The 16,741-nt window shown below is 64.8% G+C and carries 19 protein-coding genes and 1 tRNA gene; 14 read left to right on the plus strand and 6 right to left on the minus strand.

The window, feature by feature from the left end; translation table 11 throughout:
* Positions 1–9: 9 nt before the first annotated feature.
* Complete coding sequence (locus tag LX81_RS05380; RefSeq protein WP_111536262.1) at positions 10–663, minus strand: alpha/beta hydrolase; 654 nt, start codon at positions 661–663, stop codon at positions 10–12.
* 167 nt (positions 664–830) lie between these two features.
* Here LX81_RS05380 and iscR point away from each other — a divergent pair, with 167 nt between their 5' ends.
* The 14 genes from iscR (at position 831) to LX81_RS05450 (ending at position 11,810) form a co-directional block, all read left to right on the plus strand.
* Positions 831–1,304, plus strand: a complete 474-nt coding sequence (gene iscR / locus LX81_RS05385; protein ID WP_111536263.1) for a Fe-S cluster assembly transcriptional regulator IscR — start codon at positions 831–833, stop codon at positions 1,302–1,304.
* Positions 1,301–2,347 (plus strand): cysteine desulfurase family protein, encoded by a 1,047-nt coding sequence (locus tag LX81_RS05390; protein ID WP_111536264.1) that lies wholly within the window; start codon positions 1,301–1,303, stop codon positions 2,345–2,347. The genes iscR and LX81_RS05390 overlap by 4 nt, the downstream gene beginning before the upstream one ends.
* Positions 2,348–2,360: 13 nt before the next feature.
* A complete protein-coding gene (gene sufB / locus LX81_RS05395) occupies positions 2,361–3,902 on the plus strand; it encodes a Fe-S cluster assembly protein SufB (protein ID WP_111536265.1) in 1,542 nt (513 codons plus the stop codon).
* 33 nt (positions 3,903–3,935) lie between these two features.
* Positions 3,936–4,139 (plus strand): hypothetical protein, encoded by a 204-nt coding sequence (locus LX81_RS05400; RefSeq protein WP_111536266.1) that lies wholly within the window; start codon positions 3,936–3,938, stop codon positions 4,137–4,139.
* A gap of 26 nt (positions 4,140–4,165) precedes the next feature.
* Positions 4,166–4,486, plus strand: coding sequence for a heavy metal-binding domain-containing protein (locus LX81_RS05405; RefSeq protein WP_111536388.1), 321 nt, complete (start codon positions 4,166–4,168; stop codon positions 4,484–4,486).
* A gap of 23 nt (positions 4,487–4,509) precedes the next feature.
* Positions 4,510–5,265, plus strand: a complete 756-nt coding sequence (gene sufC, locus LX81_RS05410; RefSeq protein ID WP_111536267.1) for a Fe-S cluster assembly ATPase SufC — start codon at positions 4,510–4,512, stop codon at positions 5,263–5,265.
* Complete coding sequence (locus tag LX81_RS05415) at positions 5,265–6,560, plus strand: SufB/SufD family protein (protein WP_111536268.1); 1,296 nt, start codon at positions 5,265–5,267, stop codon at positions 6,558–6,560. The genes sufC and LX81_RS05415 overlap by 1 nt, the downstream gene beginning before the upstream one ends.
* A gap of 2 nt (positions 6,561–6,562) precedes the next feature.
* Entirely contained in the window at positions 6,563–7,051 is a 489-nt protein-coding gene (locus LX81_RS05420; protein WP_111536269.1) for a YIP1 family protein, read from the plus strand.
* Positions 7,048–7,641, plus strand: a complete 594-nt coding sequence (locus tag LX81_RS05425) for a YIP1 family protein (RefSeq protein ID WP_111536270.1) — start codon at positions 7,048–7,050, stop codon at positions 7,639–7,641. The genes LX81_RS05420 and LX81_RS05425 overlap by 4 nt, the downstream gene beginning before the upstream one ends.
* A 13-nt stretch (positions 7,642–7,654) precedes the next feature.
* Entirely contained in the window at positions 7,655–8,875 is a 1,221-nt protein-coding gene (locus tag LX81_RS05430; protein ID WP_111536271.1) for a cysteine desulfurase, read from the plus strand.
* Positions 8,876–8,927: 52 nt separating this feature from the next.
* A tRNA-Arg gene (locus LX81_RS05435) sits at positions 8,928–9,004 on the plus strand.
* A gap of 65 nt (positions 9,005–9,069) precedes the next feature.
* The gene (locus tag LX81_RS05440) at positions 9,070–9,942 is read left to right on the plus strand and encodes an ABC transporter permease (protein WP_111536272.1); all 873 of its coding nucleotides are present in this window, start codon (positions 9,070–9,072) and stop codon (positions 9,940–9,942) included.
* A 3-nt stretch (positions 9,943–9,945) separates the two neighbouring features.
* Positions 9,946–10,743, plus strand: coding sequence for an ABC transporter permease (locus LX81_RS05445; protein ID WP_111536273.1), 798 nt, complete (start codon positions 9,946–9,948; stop codon positions 10,741–10,743).
* Positions 10,740–11,810 carry an ABC transporter ATP-binding protein gene (locus tag LX81_RS05450; protein ID WP_111536274.1) on the plus strand — a complete coding sequence of 357 codons (1,071 nt, stop codon included), beginning with the start codon at positions 10,740–10,742 and terminating at the stop codon, positions 11,808–11,810. Before LX81_RS05445 ends, LX81_RS05450 begins: the two co-directional genes overlap by 4 nt.
* Positions 11,811–11,973: 163 nt before the next feature.
* On the opposite strand, the gene LX81_RS05455 is transcribed toward LX81_RS05450, so the two are convergent.
* The 5 genes from LX81_RS05455 to LX81_RS05475 form a co-directional block, all read right to left on the minus strand.
* Positions 11,974–12,591, minus strand: coding sequence for a TetR/AcrR family transcriptional regulator (locus tag LX81_RS05455; protein ID WP_111536389.1), 618 nt, complete (start codon positions 12,589–12,591; stop codon positions 11,974–11,976).
* Between the two features lie 52 nt (positions 12,592–12,643).
* A complete protein-coding gene (locus LX81_RS05460; RefSeq protein WP_111536275.1) occupies positions 12,644–13,624 on the minus strand; it encodes an alpha/beta fold hydrolase in 981 nt (326 codons plus the stop codon).
* Complete coding sequence (locus LX81_RS05465; protein WP_111536276.1) at positions 13,599–14,516, minus strand: homoserine O-succinyltransferase; 918 nt, start codon at positions 14,514–14,516, stop codon at positions 13,599–13,601. Before LX81_RS05465 ends, LX81_RS05460 begins: the two co-directional genes overlap by 26 nt.
* Before the next feature lie 102 nt (positions 14,517–14,618).
* Entirely contained in the window at positions 14,619–15,479 is an 861-nt protein-coding gene (locus LX81_RS05470) for an ATPase (protein WP_111536277.1), read from the minus strand.
* A gap of 67 nt (positions 15,480–15,546) precedes the next feature.
* Positions 15,547–16,713: an OmpP1/FadL family transporter gene (locus LX81_RS05475; RefSeq protein WP_234822500.1), complete on the minus strand. Its 1,167-nt coding sequence runs from the start codon at positions 16,711–16,713 to the stop codon at positions 15,547–15,549.
* Positions 16,714–16,741: the final 28 nt, after the last annotated feature.

The following is a 16,741-nucleotide window of genomic DNA, read 5'->3' on the forward strand; positions in this document are numbered from 1 at the left end:
CGGTAAGGCCTATCTCGTCGTCTCGCCCATGCGACGCTTCACGTAATCCTGCACGAGGCCGATCATCGGCTCCATGTGGGGATCCTCGAAGAAGTGTCCTGCCCCCTCGATTTCCTCATGGCTGATTGTGATCCCCTTCTGCTCGTGCAGCTTGCGCACGAGCGCGTGGGTATCCTTCGGCGGCGCGACACGGTCGGCCGCACCGTTCACGATGAGGCCGGAACTCGGGCAGGGCGCGAGAAAGCTGAAATCGTACATGTTGGCCGGCGGCGAGACGGAGATGAAGCCGGTGATCTCCGGCCGCCGCATCAGGAGCTGCATCCCGATCCAGGCCCCGAACGAGAAGCCCGCGACCCAGCAATGTTTCGCGTTGTTGTTCATCGATTGCAGGTAATCGAGCGCGGAAGCGGCATCGGACAGCTCTCCAATCCCCTGGTCGTACTCGCCCTGAGATCTTCCCACCCCGCGAAAATTGAAGCGCAGGACCGTGAACCCGAGGTTCCGGAACGCGTAATGCAGATTGTAGACCACGCGATTGTTCATCGTGCCGCCGAATTGCGGATGCGGGTGCAGAATGATCGCGATCGGGGCGTCGCGGAGCTTCTGGGGATGGTATCGCCCTTCGAGCCGGCCTTCTGGACCGGCGAAAATGACTTCGGGCATGTACGGCTCCGACTTTTGGGGTGAGGTTCGGCCGACATCCTTGACGGTATCGGCCAAAAACCTTAGAACGTTTCTAAAGAGAGGGCCGCGTGCAGCCCGGACTGGATTGCAGGTAATTAACGGGCGCTCTATCGTCAACTGCCCGGTTTCGGAGGGAGAGATCGCGGATGAAGCTGAGCACGAAGGGCCGCTACGCCATGGTTGCGCTCTGCGATCTCGCGCTCCACGACGGGAGGGGCCTCGTCTCGCTTTCCGAACTTTCCAAGCGGCAGAACATCTCGCTCCCCTATCTCGAGCAGCTTTTCGTGAAGCTGCGGCGTGCCCAGCTCGTGACATCCGTGCGCGGGCCGGGAGGGGGGTACCGCCTCGCCCGGCCCTCCGCGGAGATCCGCATCTGCGAGATACTGGGTGCGGTCGACGAGACGGTGAGCGCATTGCATCAGGGCGCCGGCGCTTCGGGGGGGCTTTCGGGAACGAAGGCGCAATCCCTGACGAACCGCCTGTGGGAGAGCATGAGCGCCCATGTCTATGTCTTCCTGCACCAGACCCGACTTTCGGACGTGGTGGGCAACGAGCTCGCCCCCTGTCCGGCGGTGCCGAACCTATTCGAACTGGTGGACGATCCGGCGGATCCCGCATGAGCGGCCGCGTCTATCTCGACCATAACGCTTCCGCACCTTTGCGGGGCGAGGCGCGGGACGCGATGCTCGCGGCGCTCGATCTTGCGGGCAACCCTTCGGCCATCCATGCGGAGGGACGCACGGCACGCGCCGTCGTGGAGCACGCCCGGGCCCAGGTGGCAGCGGCGCTCGGGGCGGAGGGGGCCGACATCGTCTTCACCTCCGGCGCGACGGAGGCCGCGGCGCTGGCGTGCGCCGGTCGAGATCTCGTCTGCGCGCCGGTGGAGCATGCGGCGGTGGGGGCCTGGTGCCGACCGGAGCTTCCCGTGGCCCGCGACGGATCGATCGCTCCACCTGATCCGTCCCGCGCTGCTCTCCAAGCCGCCAATCCGGAAACCGGTGTGCTTCAGGACCTGCCCGTCGGTCTCGCGGTCTCGGACGCGACCCAAGCCTTCGGCAAGGTCGCGTTCGCCTTCGACGCCAGCGGTATCGAGATGATTTTCGTTTCGGCGCACAAGATCGGCGGGCCGAAAGGCGTAGGCGCACTCGTCCTGCGCCGCGGCCTCGATCTGCGCGCACGTATCCGCGGCGGCGGTCAGGAGATGGGGCGGCGCTCGGGTACCGAGAACGTGGCGGCGATCGCGGGCTTCGGCGCAGCCGCCGAGGCGGCCGCGCGCGATTTGCGCGCCGGAGCGTGGGACGCAGTGGCGCAACGTCGCGACAGGCTCGAACGGGCGTTGGAATCGGAGGCTTCGGGGACTATCTGCATAGCCAGAACGTCACCGCGCCTGCCCAATACGACGATGCTCGCGACGCCGGGCTGGAAGGGCGAGACGCAGGTCATGCAGCTGGATCTCGCCGGTTTCGCGATCTCGGCAGGATCCGCCTGCTCGAGCGGCAAGCTCCGCGGGAGCGGCACGCTCGCCGCGATGGGCCACGACGAGTTGACGGCAGGTTCGGCGATCCGCGTATCGCTTGGCCTGATGACGACGGACGAGGATATTGACCGGTTCGCCGAATGCTGGCTGAGCCGGAGAAGCAGACACCAGGCCCGCGCCGCCTGAGAAGGAGACGAAGATGACCGACCAGACGACGTTGCGCGACAAGGCAAAAGAATCCGTCGACCGTGAGACGGTCGATGCGGTGGCCCAGCTTTCGGGTGCGTACAAGCACGGCTGGAATACCGAGATCGAGATGGATTTCGCGCCGAAGGGCCTTACCGAGGATATCGTGCGCCTCATCTCCGAGCGCAACGAGGAGCCGGAGTGGATGCTCGAATGGCGGCTCGAGGCGTTTCGCCGCTGGCAGACGCTGAAGGAGCCTGACTGGTCGATGCTGAAATACGCGCCGGTCGACTACCAGGAGCAGTATTACTACGCCAAGCCCGCCTCGATGAAGGAGAAGCCGAAGAGCCTCGACGACGTCGATCCGAAGCTTCTCGAGACCTATGCCAAGCTCGGCATTCCGCTCAAGGAGCAGATGGTGCTCGCGGGTGTCGAGGGCGCGGAGGCCGCGCCGTCGGAGGCCAAGGACAGCGAGCGCAAGGTGGCCGTGGACGCCGTCTTCGACAGTGTAAGCGTCGGGACGACCTTCAAGAAAGAACTCGAGAAAGCGGGCGTCATCTTCTGCTCGATCTCGGAGGCGATCCGTGAGCACCCGGAGCTCGTGCGCAAGTATCTCGGCTCCGTCGTGCCGGCTTCGGACAATTACTTCGCCACGCTGAACTCCGCGGTCTTCTCCGACGGCTCCTTCGTCTACATCCCCGAGGGCGTGCGCTGCCCGATGGAGCTCTCGACCTATTTCCGCATCAATGCCGAGAATACCGGTCAGTTCGAGCGCACGCTGATCATCTGCGACAAGCAGGCCTATGTCAGCTACCTCGAGGGCTGTACCGCACCGATGCGCGATACCAACCAGTTGCACGCTGCGGTGGTGGAGATCGTTGCGCTGGAGGATGCGGAGGTGAAGTATTCCACGGTCCAGAACTGGTATCCGGGCGACGAGAACGGCAAGGGCGGCATCTACAACTTCGTCACGAAGCGCGCCGATTGCCGAGGCGACCGCTCCAAGGTGAGCTGGACGCAAGTTGAGACGGGCTCCGCGCTGACGTGGAAGTACCCGTCCTGCATCCTGCGGGGCGACGATAGCCAGGGCGAGTTCTATTCCATCGCCATCACGAACAACTGGCAGCAGGCCGATACCGGCACCAAGATGATCCACCTCGGCAAGCGGACGCGAAGCCGGATCGTCTCGAAGGGGATCAGCGCGGGCCATGCGCAGAACACCTATCGCGGCCTTGTCTCCATGCACCCGAAAGCAAAGGACAGCCGCAACTACACGCAGTGCGACAGCCTTCTCATCGGCTCCACCTGCGGGGCCCATACCGTTCCCTATATCGAGGTGAAGAACAATTCCTCGCGGGTGGAACACGAGGCCACGACGTCGAAGGTGGACGAGGACCAGCTCTTCTATTGCCGCCAGCGCGGCATGGACGAGGAGGAGGCGGTGGCGCTCGTCGTCAACGGCTTCTGCAAGGAGGTGCTTCAAGCCCTGCCGATGGAGTTCGCGATGGAAGCACAGCAACTGGTCGCGATCAGCCTCGAGGGTTCGGTCGGCTGATGATGCGCTTGGACGCAAGGCTGGGAGCACAGGATGGGTGAGCTCGACCCGATCCGCGCACCGGAACGGCCGCGCTTCTTCCGGCGGCTCGCGATCGGCGTGGCGCTGGCGCTCGGGCTCATCGCGAGCTTGCAATGGTGGCTGCAATCGCCGATGCCGCGGGTCCTGATCGTGATCGCCGTCTCGGCGGCGATCGGCTGGATCGCGGGTCGGATGATGTTCAGGGGGAAACGATGAGTCTCTGGTCGAAATCGAAGTCCGACATGATCGTCACGACGACACCGAGCATCGAAGGGCGGCCGATCCGCGAATATCGCGGCATCGTCGTCGGCGAGGCGATCCTCGGGGCGAACGTGTTCCGCGATCTCTTCGCGGGCATCACCGATATCCTGGGCGGACGTTCGGGCGCGTACGAGAAGAGCCTCAACGAGGCACGGGAAACGGCGATCCGGGAAATGGAGGATCGCGCGAGGGATGCCGGGGCCAATGCGGTCGTCGGCGTCGATCTGGATTACGAGGTCGTCGGCAAGGAGAACGGCATGTTGATGGTGTCCGCATCGGGCACCGCCGTCGTGCTCGGCTGACCGCAGAAGGTACAAGAGGAAATATGCTGGAAATCAAGAACCTGCACGTCAAGCTCGAGGAAGAGGACAAGCAGATCCTGAAGGGGGTCGATCTGACCGTCGAGGCGGGCAAGGTCCACGCGATCATGGGCCCGAACGGATCGGGCAAGTCCACGCTCTCCTACGTCCTCTCTGGCCGTGAAGGCTACGAGGTTACCGAAGGCTCCGCGACGCTCGACGGGACGGACATCCTCGCGCTCGAGCCGGAAGAGCGCGCGGCCGAGGGCCTTTTCCTCGCGTTCCAGTATCCGGTCGAGATACCGGGCGTGGGCAACATGACCTTTATGCGCACCGCGGTGAACGCTCAGCGCAAGGCGCGCGGCGAGGTCGAGCTTTCCTCCGCCGATTTCCTCAAGCTCGTGCGTGCCCGCGCGCAGGAGTTGCAGATCGACGCCGACATGCTGAAGCGGCCGGTCAATGTCGGCTTCTCGGGCGGCGAGAAGAAGCGCAACGAGATCCTGCAGATGGCGATGCTCGAGCCTAAGATGTGTATCCTAGACGAGACCGATTCCGGGCTCGATGTCGACGCGATGAAGCTCGTGGCCTCCGGCGTGAACGCGTTGCGCGACGAGGGGCGGGGCTTTCTCGTCATCACGCATTATCAGCGCCTGCTCGACCACATTACGCCCGACGTGGTCCACATCATGGCGGACGGTCGCATCCTGAAGACCGGCGGCCCGGATCTCGCTCTAGAGGTCGAGAAGAATGGCTATACGGACCTGATCGCGGAGGGTGCGTGATGGCATTGCCGAAGGCCAAGGAGGACGCGACGGCGACCCGCCTCGCGGGATTGAGCCTACCTGCCGATGCAGGATGGAGCCGGGCCGCGCGGGAAGACGCCCTCGCACGTCTCCAGGCCCAGGGCGTGCCGCAGCGGCGGGACGAGTACTGGCGCTTCACCAATCCGTCGGCGTTCACGGCTCCGGAGGTCGCCGAGGCGCCGTCACGCGATCTTCCCGACGAGATCCCTCTCGGCGCGGAAGCCGATCGTCTGACGGTCGTCTTTACCGACGGCGTGTTCGATCCCGATGCATCCGACGCGCTCGAGGGTGAGGGGATGGAGATCGCGCGCCTCGCCGGGGCGCCGGACATCCACTGGGCGCGCGACCTCTACGGCACGCTCGAAGCGCGTGGCCAGGATCCGGTCGACCGGCCGCTCGCGGCGCTCAACACCGCCTTCGCGACCGATGGCGTCCTGATCCGTGTGAGCGGCAAGGTCACGCGACCCGTCTCCATCGTGTACCGTCATCGCGATGCACGGTCCGACGTGCTGTTGCATCACGTGATCCGTATCGATGCGGATGCCGCACTGACCCTCGTGGAGGCCGGTCCGGCAGGGGCACGTTCGAACATCGTGATCGAGGCCGATATCGCCCAGGGCGGTGCCTTTCACCATGTTCGGGATCAGGGGCGGGAGCACGATCGCTCCGCGACGACGGCGGGCTTCGCCCGACTCGGAGAGGCGGCGGTCTACAAGTCCTTCACGCTGAGCGCGAACGGCGCGCTGACCCGGAACGAGCACGTGATCGAATGTCTGGGCAACGGCGGCATCGCGCATGTCGCCGGAGCGGCGATCGGCGATGCGGCGGCCCATCCGTTCCACCACGACGACACCGTCTTCATCACCCACGACGCGCTCGATTGCGAAAGCCGGCAGGTCTTCAAGAAGGTCCTGAAGAACGGCGCGGTGGGCGTTTTTCAGGGCAAGATCCTCGTCCGTGAGGGGGCCCAGAAGACCGACGGCTACCAAATCAGCCAGTCGCTCCTCCTCGATGAGGACAGCCAGTTCCTCGCGAAGCCCGAGCTCGAGATCTACGCCGACGACGTCGCCTGCTCCCATGGCTCGACCACGGGCGCGATCGACGAGGAAGCGCTCTTCTATCTCCGTTCGCGCGGTGTGCCGGAGGGACCGGCGACCGATCTCTTGGTTCTGGCCTTCCTCGCCGAGGCGCTCGACGAGATCGACGATCCCGATATTGCGGGTGTGCTTCGCGACCAGCTCTCGGGTTGGCTCTCGCGTCACGCAACGCGTTGAGCATGGCGCTCACCGCCGATATCGCCGCCAGCTATCGTCGGCCGGGTCAGGTCCTGCGCCGCAGGCTCGACACGTCCGACGGCCGCGGCGAGGGGCGGGCGCTCATCACGCTGATGCTCGCCTGCGCGCTCATCTTCGTGGCGCAATGGCCGCGCCTGTCGCGGGAAAGCTATTTGACGGGGCGAGAGCTCGACATGCTGATCGGCGCGGCGCTTCTCGGCTGGCTCTTCATCGCGCCGCTCGTTCTCTACGGGGTTGCCGGGCTCAGCCATCTTGTCGCGCGTCTCTTCGGCGGGCGGGCTAACTTCCTGCAGGCGCGCATGGCGCTTTTCTGGGGGCTACTCGCGGCTTCTCCGCTCTGGCTTCTCTGGGGGCTCGTCGCGGGTTTCGTCGGCCCCGGTCCGGCGCAGGATTTGACCGGGCTCGTCGCTTTGCTGGCGTTTTTCGGTCTGTGGCTCGCGGGCCTCTGGAGTGTGGAGACGACACGATGAACCTCCTGTCGTTCTCTACGTTGCTGCCCCTTGCGGGCGAGACCCTGCGCGCGCCCCGGCGCACCTTTGCCCGCCTCATGGAACTGCCGGTCGGACGCGAGGCGTTGTGGCAAGCGCTTCTTCTTGTCGTCGTACTGTCGATCCTTCTCGCCGAAGCGACCAATCTCCTCCTTTTCGCCGCCGAGACCGATGGTCCCGCGGGACCGGGATTCGCAGCACCTTTCATCTTCGGTGCGATTCAGTTCGTGGTCCTACTTTCCACCGTCTTTCTGATCGACGGGGTCGGACGGAAATTCGGTGGTACCGGTGATCTGCGCGGCGCCCTTCTGGCCGTGACCTGGCTGCAATTCATCATGGTTTGCCTTCAGGTCGTCCAGAGCGTGGTCATCCTGCTCGTCCCCTCGCTGGGTGCGCTCGTCGTTACCGCCGGCCTCGTCCTCTTTCTGGTGCTGCTCACCTGTTTTGTGGCGGAACTGCACGGCTTTTCCTCCCTCGGGCGGGTCTTCGGCATGATCCTCTTCGTCCTAGTCGGTGTCGGCCTCGCCCTTTCGCTCATCGCGACGCTCGCGGGCGTCACCGTCTCCAGGTAAAAGGACCGTCAGCATGTACGACGTGACCGACGTGCGCGCCGATTTCCCGATCCTTGCGCGCGAGATCAACGGCAAGCCTCTCGTCTATCTCGACAACGGCGCCTCCGCGCAGAAGCCCCTGAGCGTGATCGAGACGATGAACCGGGCCTATGCCGAGGATTACGCGAACGTCCATCGCGGCCTGCACACGCTTTCGACCATCTCTACCGAGAATTACGAGGCCGTGCGCGGCAAGATCGCGCGTTTCCTCGGTGCGGCGGACGAGAGTTCGATTGTCATGAACACCGGCACGACCGAAGGCATCAACACGATCGCCTACGGTTGGGCCGCACCGCGATTCGAGCCGGGAGACGAGATCGTCCTTTCGGTGATGGAGCATCACGCGAACATCGTGCCGTGGCATTTCCTGCGCGAACGGCAAGGCGTGGTGCTAAAATGGGTGGATGTGGACGCGACCGGCGCGCTCGACCCGCAGGCGGTGATCGACGCGATCGGCCCGCGCACGAAGCTCGTCGCCATCACCCACATGTCGAACGTGCTCGGAACCGTGGTCGACGTGACCGCGATCACGTCCGCCGCCCATGAAAGGGGGGTGGCCGTCCTCGTCGACGGGAGCCAGGCGGCGGTCCACCTGCCGGTCGACGTGGCTGCCATCGGATGCGACTTCTACGTCATTACCGGACACAAGCTCTACGGTCCGTCGGGTTCCGGCGCGCTCTACATCCATCCCGACCGTCATGCCGAGATGCGGCCCTTCATGGGTGGCGGCGACATGATCCGCGAGGTTCACCGCGATACGATCGAATATGCGTCAATGCCGATGATGCTGGAGGCCGGAACACCCGGCATCGTGCAGCAGATCGGTCTCGGCGCCGCCCTCGACTACATGTCAGATCTCGGGATGGAGGCGATCTCGGCCCACGAGGCGGGTCTGCGCGATTATGCGCAGGACCGGCTCGGCGGGCTCAACTGGCTGGATGTTCAAGGCAACGCGCCGGGCAAGGGGGCGATCTTCTCCTTCACCCTGGATGGTGCCGCGCATCCGCACGACATCTCCACCGTGCTCGACAAGCGCGGCATCGCGGTCAGGGCCGGGCATCATTGCGCGGGCCCGCTCATGGACCATCTGGGGGTAACCGCGACCTGCCGGGCGTCCTTCGGGCTCTACAACACGAAAGGCGAGGTCGACGCGCTCGCCGATGCGCTCGAGCTTTGCCACGACCTCTTCGCGTGACGCCGGTTTGGCGTTGCGGCTTCCCGGACGGGCTTGTATGCACGTGCCGAGTGGACCCATAGCTCAGCTGGATAGAGCGCTGCCCTCCGAAGGCAGAGGCCAGAGGTTCGAATCCTCTTGGGTCCGCCAAATCCCGCGTCCTGCCGCGGAACGGAACCGGCCGGACACCGGCCCCTGAAGACGGACGGAGGGGCATGGCGACAGGCGCATCGCGGGCCGATCGGACCAGGGGACGCCTTCTGGTCGCACCGCCGTTTCTCTTCGCCCTTCTCCTCCTCGCGGTCCCGCTCACCGTCATCGTGCTTTTCAGCTTCTGGTCGCAGGATTTCCTGACCCTCGACCGGACGTTCACGCTCGCCAATTATCGCGAGGCGTTGACCGATCCGCTCTACCGACAGCTCCTGTTCCGTTCGGTCTGGATCGCGGCCACGGTCACGGCGGTGACCGTGATCCTGGCCTATCCGGTCGCCTATTTCCTGTCCTTCCATGTGCCGCCGGCCTCGAAGGGCCTCTGGCTCTTCCTCATCACCATCCCGTTCTGGACGAGCTATCTCATCCGCGTCTTCCTCTGGAAGGTGATCCTCGGGTTCAACGGCGTGCTGAATACCACGCTCGAGACGCTGGGCCTCATCGATGCGCCGCTGAGCTGGGTGCTCTACAACGCGACCTCGGTCGTCATCACGCTCGCCCACGCCTTCGCGCCGTTTGCGATCCTGCCGATCTTCGTGGCGCTCGAGCGGATCGACCGTTCCCTGATCGAAGCGAGCCGGGACCTGGGCGAATCGAGGCTGACCACCTTCCTGCGCGTGACGTTGCCCCTTTCGATGGGCGGCATCGTCGCGGCGATCCTTATCGTCTTCATACCGACCGTCGGCGATTACATCACCCCGCGCCTCGTCGGCGGCCCGGACGGACTGATGATCGCCAACATGATCCAAACGCAGTTCCTACGCCTCAACAACGCGCCGATGGGTGCGGCCCTTTCCGTTCTCGCGATGCTCAGCGTCGGTTTCGTCGCGGCGATCGTGGTGCTGGGACTGCGGCGCGTCGCGGGGCTTGGGCGGTAAGCCATGCTCCGCGGTTATGTCCTGACCTATCTGGTCTTCCTCTATGCGCCGATCGTGTTGCTGCCAATCTTTGCGTTCAACGACAGCACGGTCATCGCCTTTCCGCTCACGGGGTTCACGACCCGCTGGTTCGAGGCGCTTCCGGCCACGCCGGAGCTTGTCCGATCCGTTCGGACGAGCCTCTCCATTGCCGTTTCGGCCTCCATTCTCGCCACGCTTCTGGGGCTCTGTGCCGCGCGGGTGAATGCGCGCTATGCCTTTCCCGGACGCGCGGCGGTGCTCGGCTTCGTCATGCTGCCATTGATCCTGCCGGAGATCCTCGTGGCTGTCTCGCTGCTCGTCGTCCTTCTCACCCTGGGCGTGCAGCTCAACGCGCTGACGGTGGTGCTCGGCCATACGCTCATCTGCATGCCCTTCGCCATCGCGATCCTGAACGGCGCCTTCGGCAACCTCGATCCCGCGATCGAGGAGGCGGCGATCGATCTCGGCTGTTCCCGTTGGCAGGCCTTTCGCATGGTCACGCTGCCGCTCATCGCGCCGGGCATAATCTCCTCGCTGCTTATCGGCTTCACGATCAGCCTCGACGAGTTCATCATCGCCTTCTTCCTCACCGGCTCTGACCCGACGCTGCCCGTCTATCTTTGGGCGCAACTGCGCTTTCCCGCGCGGCTGCCGATCGTCATGGCGCTCGGCACGCTGCTCGTCGCGCTGTCGGTGATCCTGCTCTGCGGCGCCGAATGGGTCCGCCGCCGGGGAATGCGCCGATCCGGGCGCCGCGATGCCGGAGGATTCTTCGCATGAAGAGACCGATCGTGGAGCTTCGCGACATTCACAAGAATTTCGACGGCGAGCAGGCGCTCGACGATCTCAGTCTCGATATCGCGGAGGGAGAGTTCTTCTCCCTTCTCGGCCCGTCGGGCTGCGGCAAGACCACGCTTCTTCGAACCATCGCCGGATTCGAGCAGCCGGAGCGCGGGACGCTCACGCTTGACGGCAAGCCGATGGAGGGGGTGCAGGCGAACCGTCGGCCGACGAACATGGTATTCCAGTCCTACGCGATCTTTCCCCATCTCGACGTCGCGCGGAACGTGGGCTTCGGCCTGCGACGTTCCAGATTGTCGGCTTCGGAAAAGAGTAACGCCGTAGAGGAAGCTCTGCAGATGGTTGGGCTCGGCGGCTTCGGCAAGCGCGCGGCCCATGCGCTCTCCGGCGGTCAGCGACAGCGGGTGGCCCTTGCCCGTGCGCTGATCCTGAAGCCGCGGGTCCTGCTTCTCGACGAGCCGATGTCGGCGCTCGACCGCAAGCTCCGCGAGACGATGCAGGACGAGCTGCGACGGCTGCAAAGGCAGGTCGGCATCACTTTCATCCTCGTGACGCACGATCAGGAAGAAGCGCTGATCATGTCGGACCGGATTGCCGTGATGTTCGACGGGCGCATCGCGCAAGTAGCCGCGCCGGGCGAGCTCTATCTCCGTCCCGCAAGCCGCCGCGTGGCGCAGTTCATCGGCATGATGAGCTTTCTTCCCGCACGGCTCCGCGGTCGCGAGATCGAGGTCGACGGATTCGGGCGGACGGATGTCTCCGAGCGACAGGCCCCCGGCGGGCTGAAGGACGGTCCCGCGGAGGTCGGCATCCGGCCGGAAATGATGTCGCTCCTGTCGGAGCCGCCGAGCCAGGGGCAGCGCGCGGCATCCGGCCGCGTGAGCGAAGTGACCTATTACGGCGACATGAGCTACTACGCGGTGATGCTCGATGGGACCGACCGGACGGTCACCGTCTCGATGAAGAATCTTCCCGGCGGCGTCACGGCCGAGCGCGGCGAGGCGGTGACGGTAAGCTGGGATCCGGGATCGTTGATGATCTTCTGACAGAGTGTCGCGGGAACCCGCATCCCGGGCCGCTGTTACCTAAATATGCCGCAACGAGTGGAGCTTGTCGTATGGAACTCACCGTGATCGTCGCCGTCGCCCTAGCCGGTCTCGTCCTCTCCGCGGCTCGTCTTGGTTCAACGCCAGTCCCGAAGCCCGTGCGTCACGCGTCGGGCGAAAGAAGCCCCAATCCGCGTAGGTAAATCCCTATCCCCGTCTCGAGCAGGTCCTCGGGCGGGAAAGGCACATTGGTTCCCGGCGAATTACGCGCGAAGAGCTCGACGACCCCGTGAGACAGCGCCCAGACATGGGCGCTGAACATCGCGGCGGGGGGGCGCTTTTCTTCCGGGATGTGTCTTGAAAGGGCTGTCGCCGCTTCCTCTAGAACGCCGCGCGCGCGCGTTGCGACAGCATTGAGGGCCGGGTCGCGGGTGACGACGATTCCCGATTCGAACATCGCGATGTAATGGCCGGGATGTCGGCGTGCGAAACCGAGATACGCGCGCCCCGTTGCCTCGAAGGCGGCGAGGGCGGAGGGCTGTCCGCCGGCAAAGGCGCGCTCCATATCGTCTGCGAAGATCGCGTAGCCCTGCCGGGCGACTTCCGCGATCAGCGCTTCGCGACCGTCGAAATGCCGATAGACCGCGGCGGGAGTCACGCCCGCAAGCTTCGCGGCTTCGCTCAGGGTGAAGCCGGACGGTCCCTTCTGTTCGATGAGTTCGAGTGCCGAAGCGACGAGGGCCTGCGCGAGATTGCCGTGGTGATAACCGCGCTTCGGCATGATCTGGCCTTCCGGTCGCATGTGAAGGGCGGAGCCTAGTCCTCGGAAGGCCCTAGCGCAATCCGGCCCGCTCGGCCGCGCGGTCGATGGCCGCGACGATCGCATCCGGATCGGAATGATGCGGCATGTGCCCGAGCCCTTCGAGAAGCACGAGATTGGCCCCCGGCACGGCCGAGGCGGTCGGTTCGGAATGAAGCTCAGCCGAAACGACCCCATCGGCCGTTCCGTGCAGCATCTCGACGGGCACGTCGATCTCCGGATATTGGGCCGTCATCGTGGTGAGGGCGGGCTTCAGGCCGGAGACTTGCTGGGCATTCTCGCGGAACGACTTTCGCCTGAGGATCAGGCCCACATCGAAATGCTCCAGATAACCTTCCGGAGGCTCCTGCGGTGCGAAGACGTTCGAGACGACGGAACTCACGAAGTCGCGGCCGATGAACGCGGTCACGAGAGGGACGACGAGCGCGCCTCCCAGGGCGGAGGCCGACAATTCCTGCTGCCAACCGAGCCCGCCCTCCCAAGGTTGCGTCGCGCCCGAGATGACGACGATCGCGGCGGGATCATGGGCGATCGCCCAGGCCATCGCGACCGCGCCGCCATAGGAATGACCCACGACGACGGGACGCGTCACGCCGAGCCGTTCGGCAGCCGTGGCGAGCAGGTTCGCCTGGTCCATCGGGGTCTCGCTGCGCGTGTTCGCGGGGCCGGCGGCGCGCGGCGCGATCTCCGTGTAGCCGAGGCCGGGCCGGTCGAAGAGGGTGACGCGGTAGCGCTCGCGGACCTTGTCGAGAAACGAGAAGGTCCAGTCGCGCATGCTGCCGCTCGCCCCGTGCAGCAGGACGAGGTCCGGCCCTTCGCCCACTTGAAGGTAATGGACCTGTCGTCCGTCCACCTCGAGAAACCGGCCTTCCGGGGGAGAGCGATCTTCCGCGGCATTCTCGCGACGGCCGGCGACCCCGTCGACGAGCAATACGCCCCCTGCGACAGCGATGGCCGCGAGGGCGAGGTTAGCGGCCAATCTCTTCGGGGTCATACGGCGTCGATTGATAAATTTCGTTGATCCAGTTGCCATATAGAAGATGCGCGTGGCTCCGCCATCTGTTGAGCGGGCGGCTCGCGGGATCGTCATTCTGGAAGTAGCCCGTAGGGATCGTCACCGCCATTCCCGAGGCGACGTCGCGCTCGTATTCCTGCTTCAACGTGTCGTCGTCGTATTCGAAATGGTTGAAGATGTAGAGCGCGCGATGGCTTGGGTCCTCGACGAGGCAGGGCCCCGCGATACCGCTGCCTAGAAGCGTGGTAAGCCCGCTCGCGGCGTCGATGTCCGGCTGCCGCATCTCCGTCCAACGGCTGACGGGGACGACGCAATCGTCCGAGAAGCCCCGGAGATAGGCCGAAGACGGCTGCAGGTTCGTATGGCGATAGCAGCCGAAAAGCTTTGAAGGCAGGAGGTGCTTCGGCACGCCGTGGAAATGATTGACCATCGCCATCCCGCCCCAGCAGACGCCGAAGGTGGAATGGACGTGGGTCTGCGTCCAGTCGAAGACCTCGCGGATCTCGTCCCAATACGTGACGTCGGCGAAATCCAGATGCTCGATCGGCGCGCCGGTGATGATGAGCCCGTCGAACCGCTCACCGCGGACCTCGGAGAAGGGGCGATAGAACGCCTCCATATGCTCCGCGGCGGTGTTGCGGGCCTTGTGCTCCGACATGCGGATGAGCGTCAGCTCGATCTGGAGCGGACCGGCGCCGATCAGGCGGGCGAACTGGTTCTCCGTCTGAATCTTCTTCGGCATGAGGTTTAGCAATCCGATCCTCAACGGACGGATATCCTGGCGCATGGCTTCCGCCTCGCCCATCACCTGCACGCCTTCCTCGCGCAGGACGCGGAAGGCCGGTAGGTCGGAGGGAAGCTTGATGGGCATGGCGGTGCCTTCGGTCGTGGAAAAGTGGGCCTACAATCCGCGGGGAGGGAGCTCAATAGCCGGGGCGGCCACGCGTCGCCGGTCGGGTTCCGGCCGAACGGTCTAGCCGCGCCGGGCCAGGGCCTCCGCAACGAGCGCCTCGAAATCCTCCGGGTCGCGGACCGCTGCGACTTCCTCCGCGCTTACCGTGATGCCCCAACGGGCCATTGCCGCGTAGCGGGGCTGACGATGGGCGAGGGCGCGGGCATAGGTCCAGCGCACGAACGCGTCCGGATCGACGGCGTCCTCTTCTAGACCCGTCTCCGCACGGTAGGTTTCCCAGGCGTCGGACAGGAACTCGGGCTGGTAGTACATCGGTTTCGGCGCGCGGTCGAAGCGGCGGACGAGTTCCGCGGTATGGGCCTCGGATCCTTCGATCCAGATCATCAGGAGATGGTTCGACAGGATCGACAGGATCGGATCGTCGGGGTCTTCGGGATCGAGGATCTCGCAGATCGAGCCGCTCGTGTCGCACACGAAGTTCTCGTACCCATAGAGCGTCTCCGCGCGTTCGATGAAGCGTACGGTGTCCGTCATCGCCCGCATCTCCGCGTCGCGATGCTGCGCCTGGCGGTCGGCGTATTCTCCGAAAGGCAGTCCGCCGCGCGACGGATCGCCCGGCTTGCCGAGGTAGGTCGAGAGGGGGGCGAGATTGTGGAACGTGATGTTCGACGCGACATGGATGCTGTCGCTCATCAGTAACTCGCGCAGGAGCGGGACCTTCATCGCCTCCCGTTTGAAGTTGTCGGCGATGAACTCGCCCATATAGCGCGTGCCGATCCGATAATCGACGGAGTAGTGGAAGAACGCGCCCCTCTCTCGCAGCATGCTCGAGAGATACGTCTTGCCGAGCCCGGACATGCCGAAGAGCAGGACACGCCGGGACCGCGAGCGAATCCAATCATGTGGTGTTTCGTAGATCATGGGCCCTGTTAGCCTGATACAGGGCCCGGGCCCAGAGCTTGCATGGCGGCCGGCGAGACGCTCGGTCCTAGAAGCTGTAGCCGACCTTGAGACCGAATCCCCACGCGTCGCTGTCGTCGAAGATCGCCCGCGCATCGTCGCCGGTTTCGGCCTGGGCATCGCCGAGCTTGATGTAGGAGACGCCGCCCGCAACCTCCAGCGCATCGGTCACCGCATAGGCGGCGCCGACGGAAAACGACTGGGTGCCGTTGACGGGCGCGAGCGGGGAGACAAGATCGTCCTCGAGCTTGTCGTCGTACCCGAAGGCGACGGAGGCACTCAGCCTGTCGGTGAACTGGCGGCCGACACCGATCGTGTAGGAAAAACCATCCTCGAGGTCGGTAAGGCTCGAATCCGGTGTGGTGGGTTCAAAGACCGCGTCGAAGAAGGTGGGGGCGACGATCACATCGCCGTATTTCGCATACCTGATCGATCCGAAAAGCAGTGTTTCGGGGGCGATGCCGGTCTGGAAATCAAGGTTGATCGATTCCGGTGCTTCGAGATCGGTGGTGCTCGTCTCCGACAGAGGGCCGAAGGGCACGGGTAGCAGGGCGACGCTGACGCCGTTCAGCGTCTCCCGGGTGGAAAGCTCGTGTTCCGTTCCGCTGAAATAGGTGAGTGCGACGCGCAGGGCGATCTCGGGCATCTCGTAGGCGCCGCCGATCACGAAACCCAGATCTCCGTCACGATCGAACCGCGCCTCGTAGCCATCGAGAGGGCCGTAGGCGGCGCCGGAGAGCGCGACATAGGGCGAAATCCGCTGGTAGCGGACACCGCCATGGACGCTCCAGGCGTCGTCGAACCGGTAGCGCAGAAGCGCGGTCACGGAGTCGCTGTCGACCACCGCCTCGGTTCCGCCAAGGGCGATCGATCCGTCCGCACCGGACGGGTACGAGGTGTCGATGCCGTAGGGCTGTTCGAGGATCAGGGCCGCGGAAAAGCGCTCGTCGAACTCGTACTTAACGGCCAGCGTCGCCTGGTTGAAGTTTTCGAGGACGTTGCCCGTCGAGCTACCGCCGAAGAGCACCGTATCCGTGCCCGACGCATCCGGAAGGACACGTCCCAGGGTCAACTCGACCATGTTGCCCTCGGTGAACAGGATTTCGACGGATTGCCCTGACCGGTCGAGGCCAACCGCTCCGGCCGCGGCCGGCACGAGGACGATCACTGTTGCACGGCCGAGTGACTTCATCATCCTGCGTATCCTCGCGAAATGTCGGATC

The sequence above is a fragment of the Palleronia aestuarii genome (assembly GCF_003253995.1).
GTDB classification, from domain to species: Bacteria; Pseudomonadota; Alphaproteobacteria; order Rhodobacterales; family Rhodobacteraceae; genus Palleronia; species Palleronia aestuarii.

Excerpts from the sequence above, each read along its gene's own strand:
- LX81_RS05380 (WP_111536262.1), bottom strand. The coding sequence starts at position 663 with ATGCCCGAAGTCATTTTCGCCGGTCCAGAAGGCCGGCTCGAAGGGCGA.
- iscR (WP_111536263.1), top strand. The coding sequence starts at position 831 with ATGAAGCTGAGCACGAAGGGCCGCTACGCCATGGTTGCGCTCTGCGAT.
- LX81_RS05390 (WP_111536264.1), top strand. The coding sequence starts at position 1,301 with ATGAGCGGCCGCGTCTATCTCGACCATAACGCTTCCGCACCTTTGCGG.
- sufB (WP_111536265.1), top strand. The coding sequence starts at position 2,361 with ATGACCGACCAGACGACGTTGCGCGACAAGGCAAAAGAATCCGTCGAC.
- LX81_RS05400 (WP_111536266.1), top strand. The coding sequence starts at position 3,936 with ATGGGTGAGCTCGACCCGATCCGCGCACCGGAACGGCCGCGCTTCTTC.
- LX81_RS05405 (WP_111536388.1), top strand. The coding sequence starts at position 4,166 with ATGATCGTCACGACGACACCGAGCATCGAAGGGCGGCCGATCCGCGAA.
- sufC (WP_111536267.1), top strand. The coding sequence starts at position 4,510 with ATGCTGGAAATCAAGAACCTGCACGTCAAGCTCGAGGAAGAGGACAAG.
- LX81_RS05415 (WP_111536268.1), top strand. The coding sequence starts at position 5,265 with ATGGCATTGCCGAAGGCCAAGGAGGACGCGACGGCGACCCGCCTCGCG.
- LX81_RS05420 (WP_111536269.1), top strand. The coding sequence starts at position 6,563 with ATGGCGCTCACCGCCGATATCGCCGCCAGCTATCGTCGGCCGGGTCAG.
- LX81_RS05425 (WP_111536270.1), top strand. The coding sequence starts at position 7,048 with ATGAACCTCCTGTCGTTCTCTACGTTGCTGCCCCTTGCGGGCGAGACC.
- LX81_RS05430 (WP_111536271.1), top strand. The coding sequence starts at position 7,655 with ATGTACGACGTGACCGACGTGCGCGCCGATTTCCCGATCCTTGCGCGC.
- LX81_RS05440 (WP_111536272.1), top strand. The coding sequence starts at position 9,070 with ATGGCGACAGGCGCATCGCGGGCCGATCGGACCAGGGGACGCCTTCTG.
- LX81_RS05445 (WP_111536273.1), top strand. The coding sequence starts at position 9,946 with ATGCTCCGCGGTTATGTCCTGACCTATCTGGTCTTCCTCTATGCGCCG.
- LX81_RS05450 (WP_111536274.1), top strand. The coding sequence starts at position 10,740 with ATGAAGAGACCGATCGTGGAGCTTCGCGACATTCACAAGAATTTCGAC.
- LX81_RS05455 (WP_111536389.1), bottom strand. The coding sequence starts at position 12,591 with ATGCCGAAGCGCGGTTATCACCACGGCAATCTCGCGCAGGCCCTCGTC.
- LX81_RS05460 (WP_111536275.1), bottom strand. The coding sequence starts at position 13,624 with ATGACCCCGAAGAGATTGGCCGCTAACCTCGCCCTCGCGGCCATCGCT.
- LX81_RS05465 (WP_111536276.1), bottom strand. The coding sequence starts at position 14,516 with ATGCCCATCAAGCTTCCCTCCGACCTACCGGCCTTCCGCGTCCTGCGC.
- LX81_RS05470 (WP_111536277.1), bottom strand. The coding sequence starts at position 15,479 with ATGATCTACGAAACACCACATGATTGGATTCGCTCGCGGTCCCGGCGT.
- LX81_RS05475 (WP_234822500.1), bottom strand. The coding sequence starts at position 16,713 with ATGATGAAGTCACTCGGCCGTGCAACAGTGATCGTCCTCGTGCCGGCC.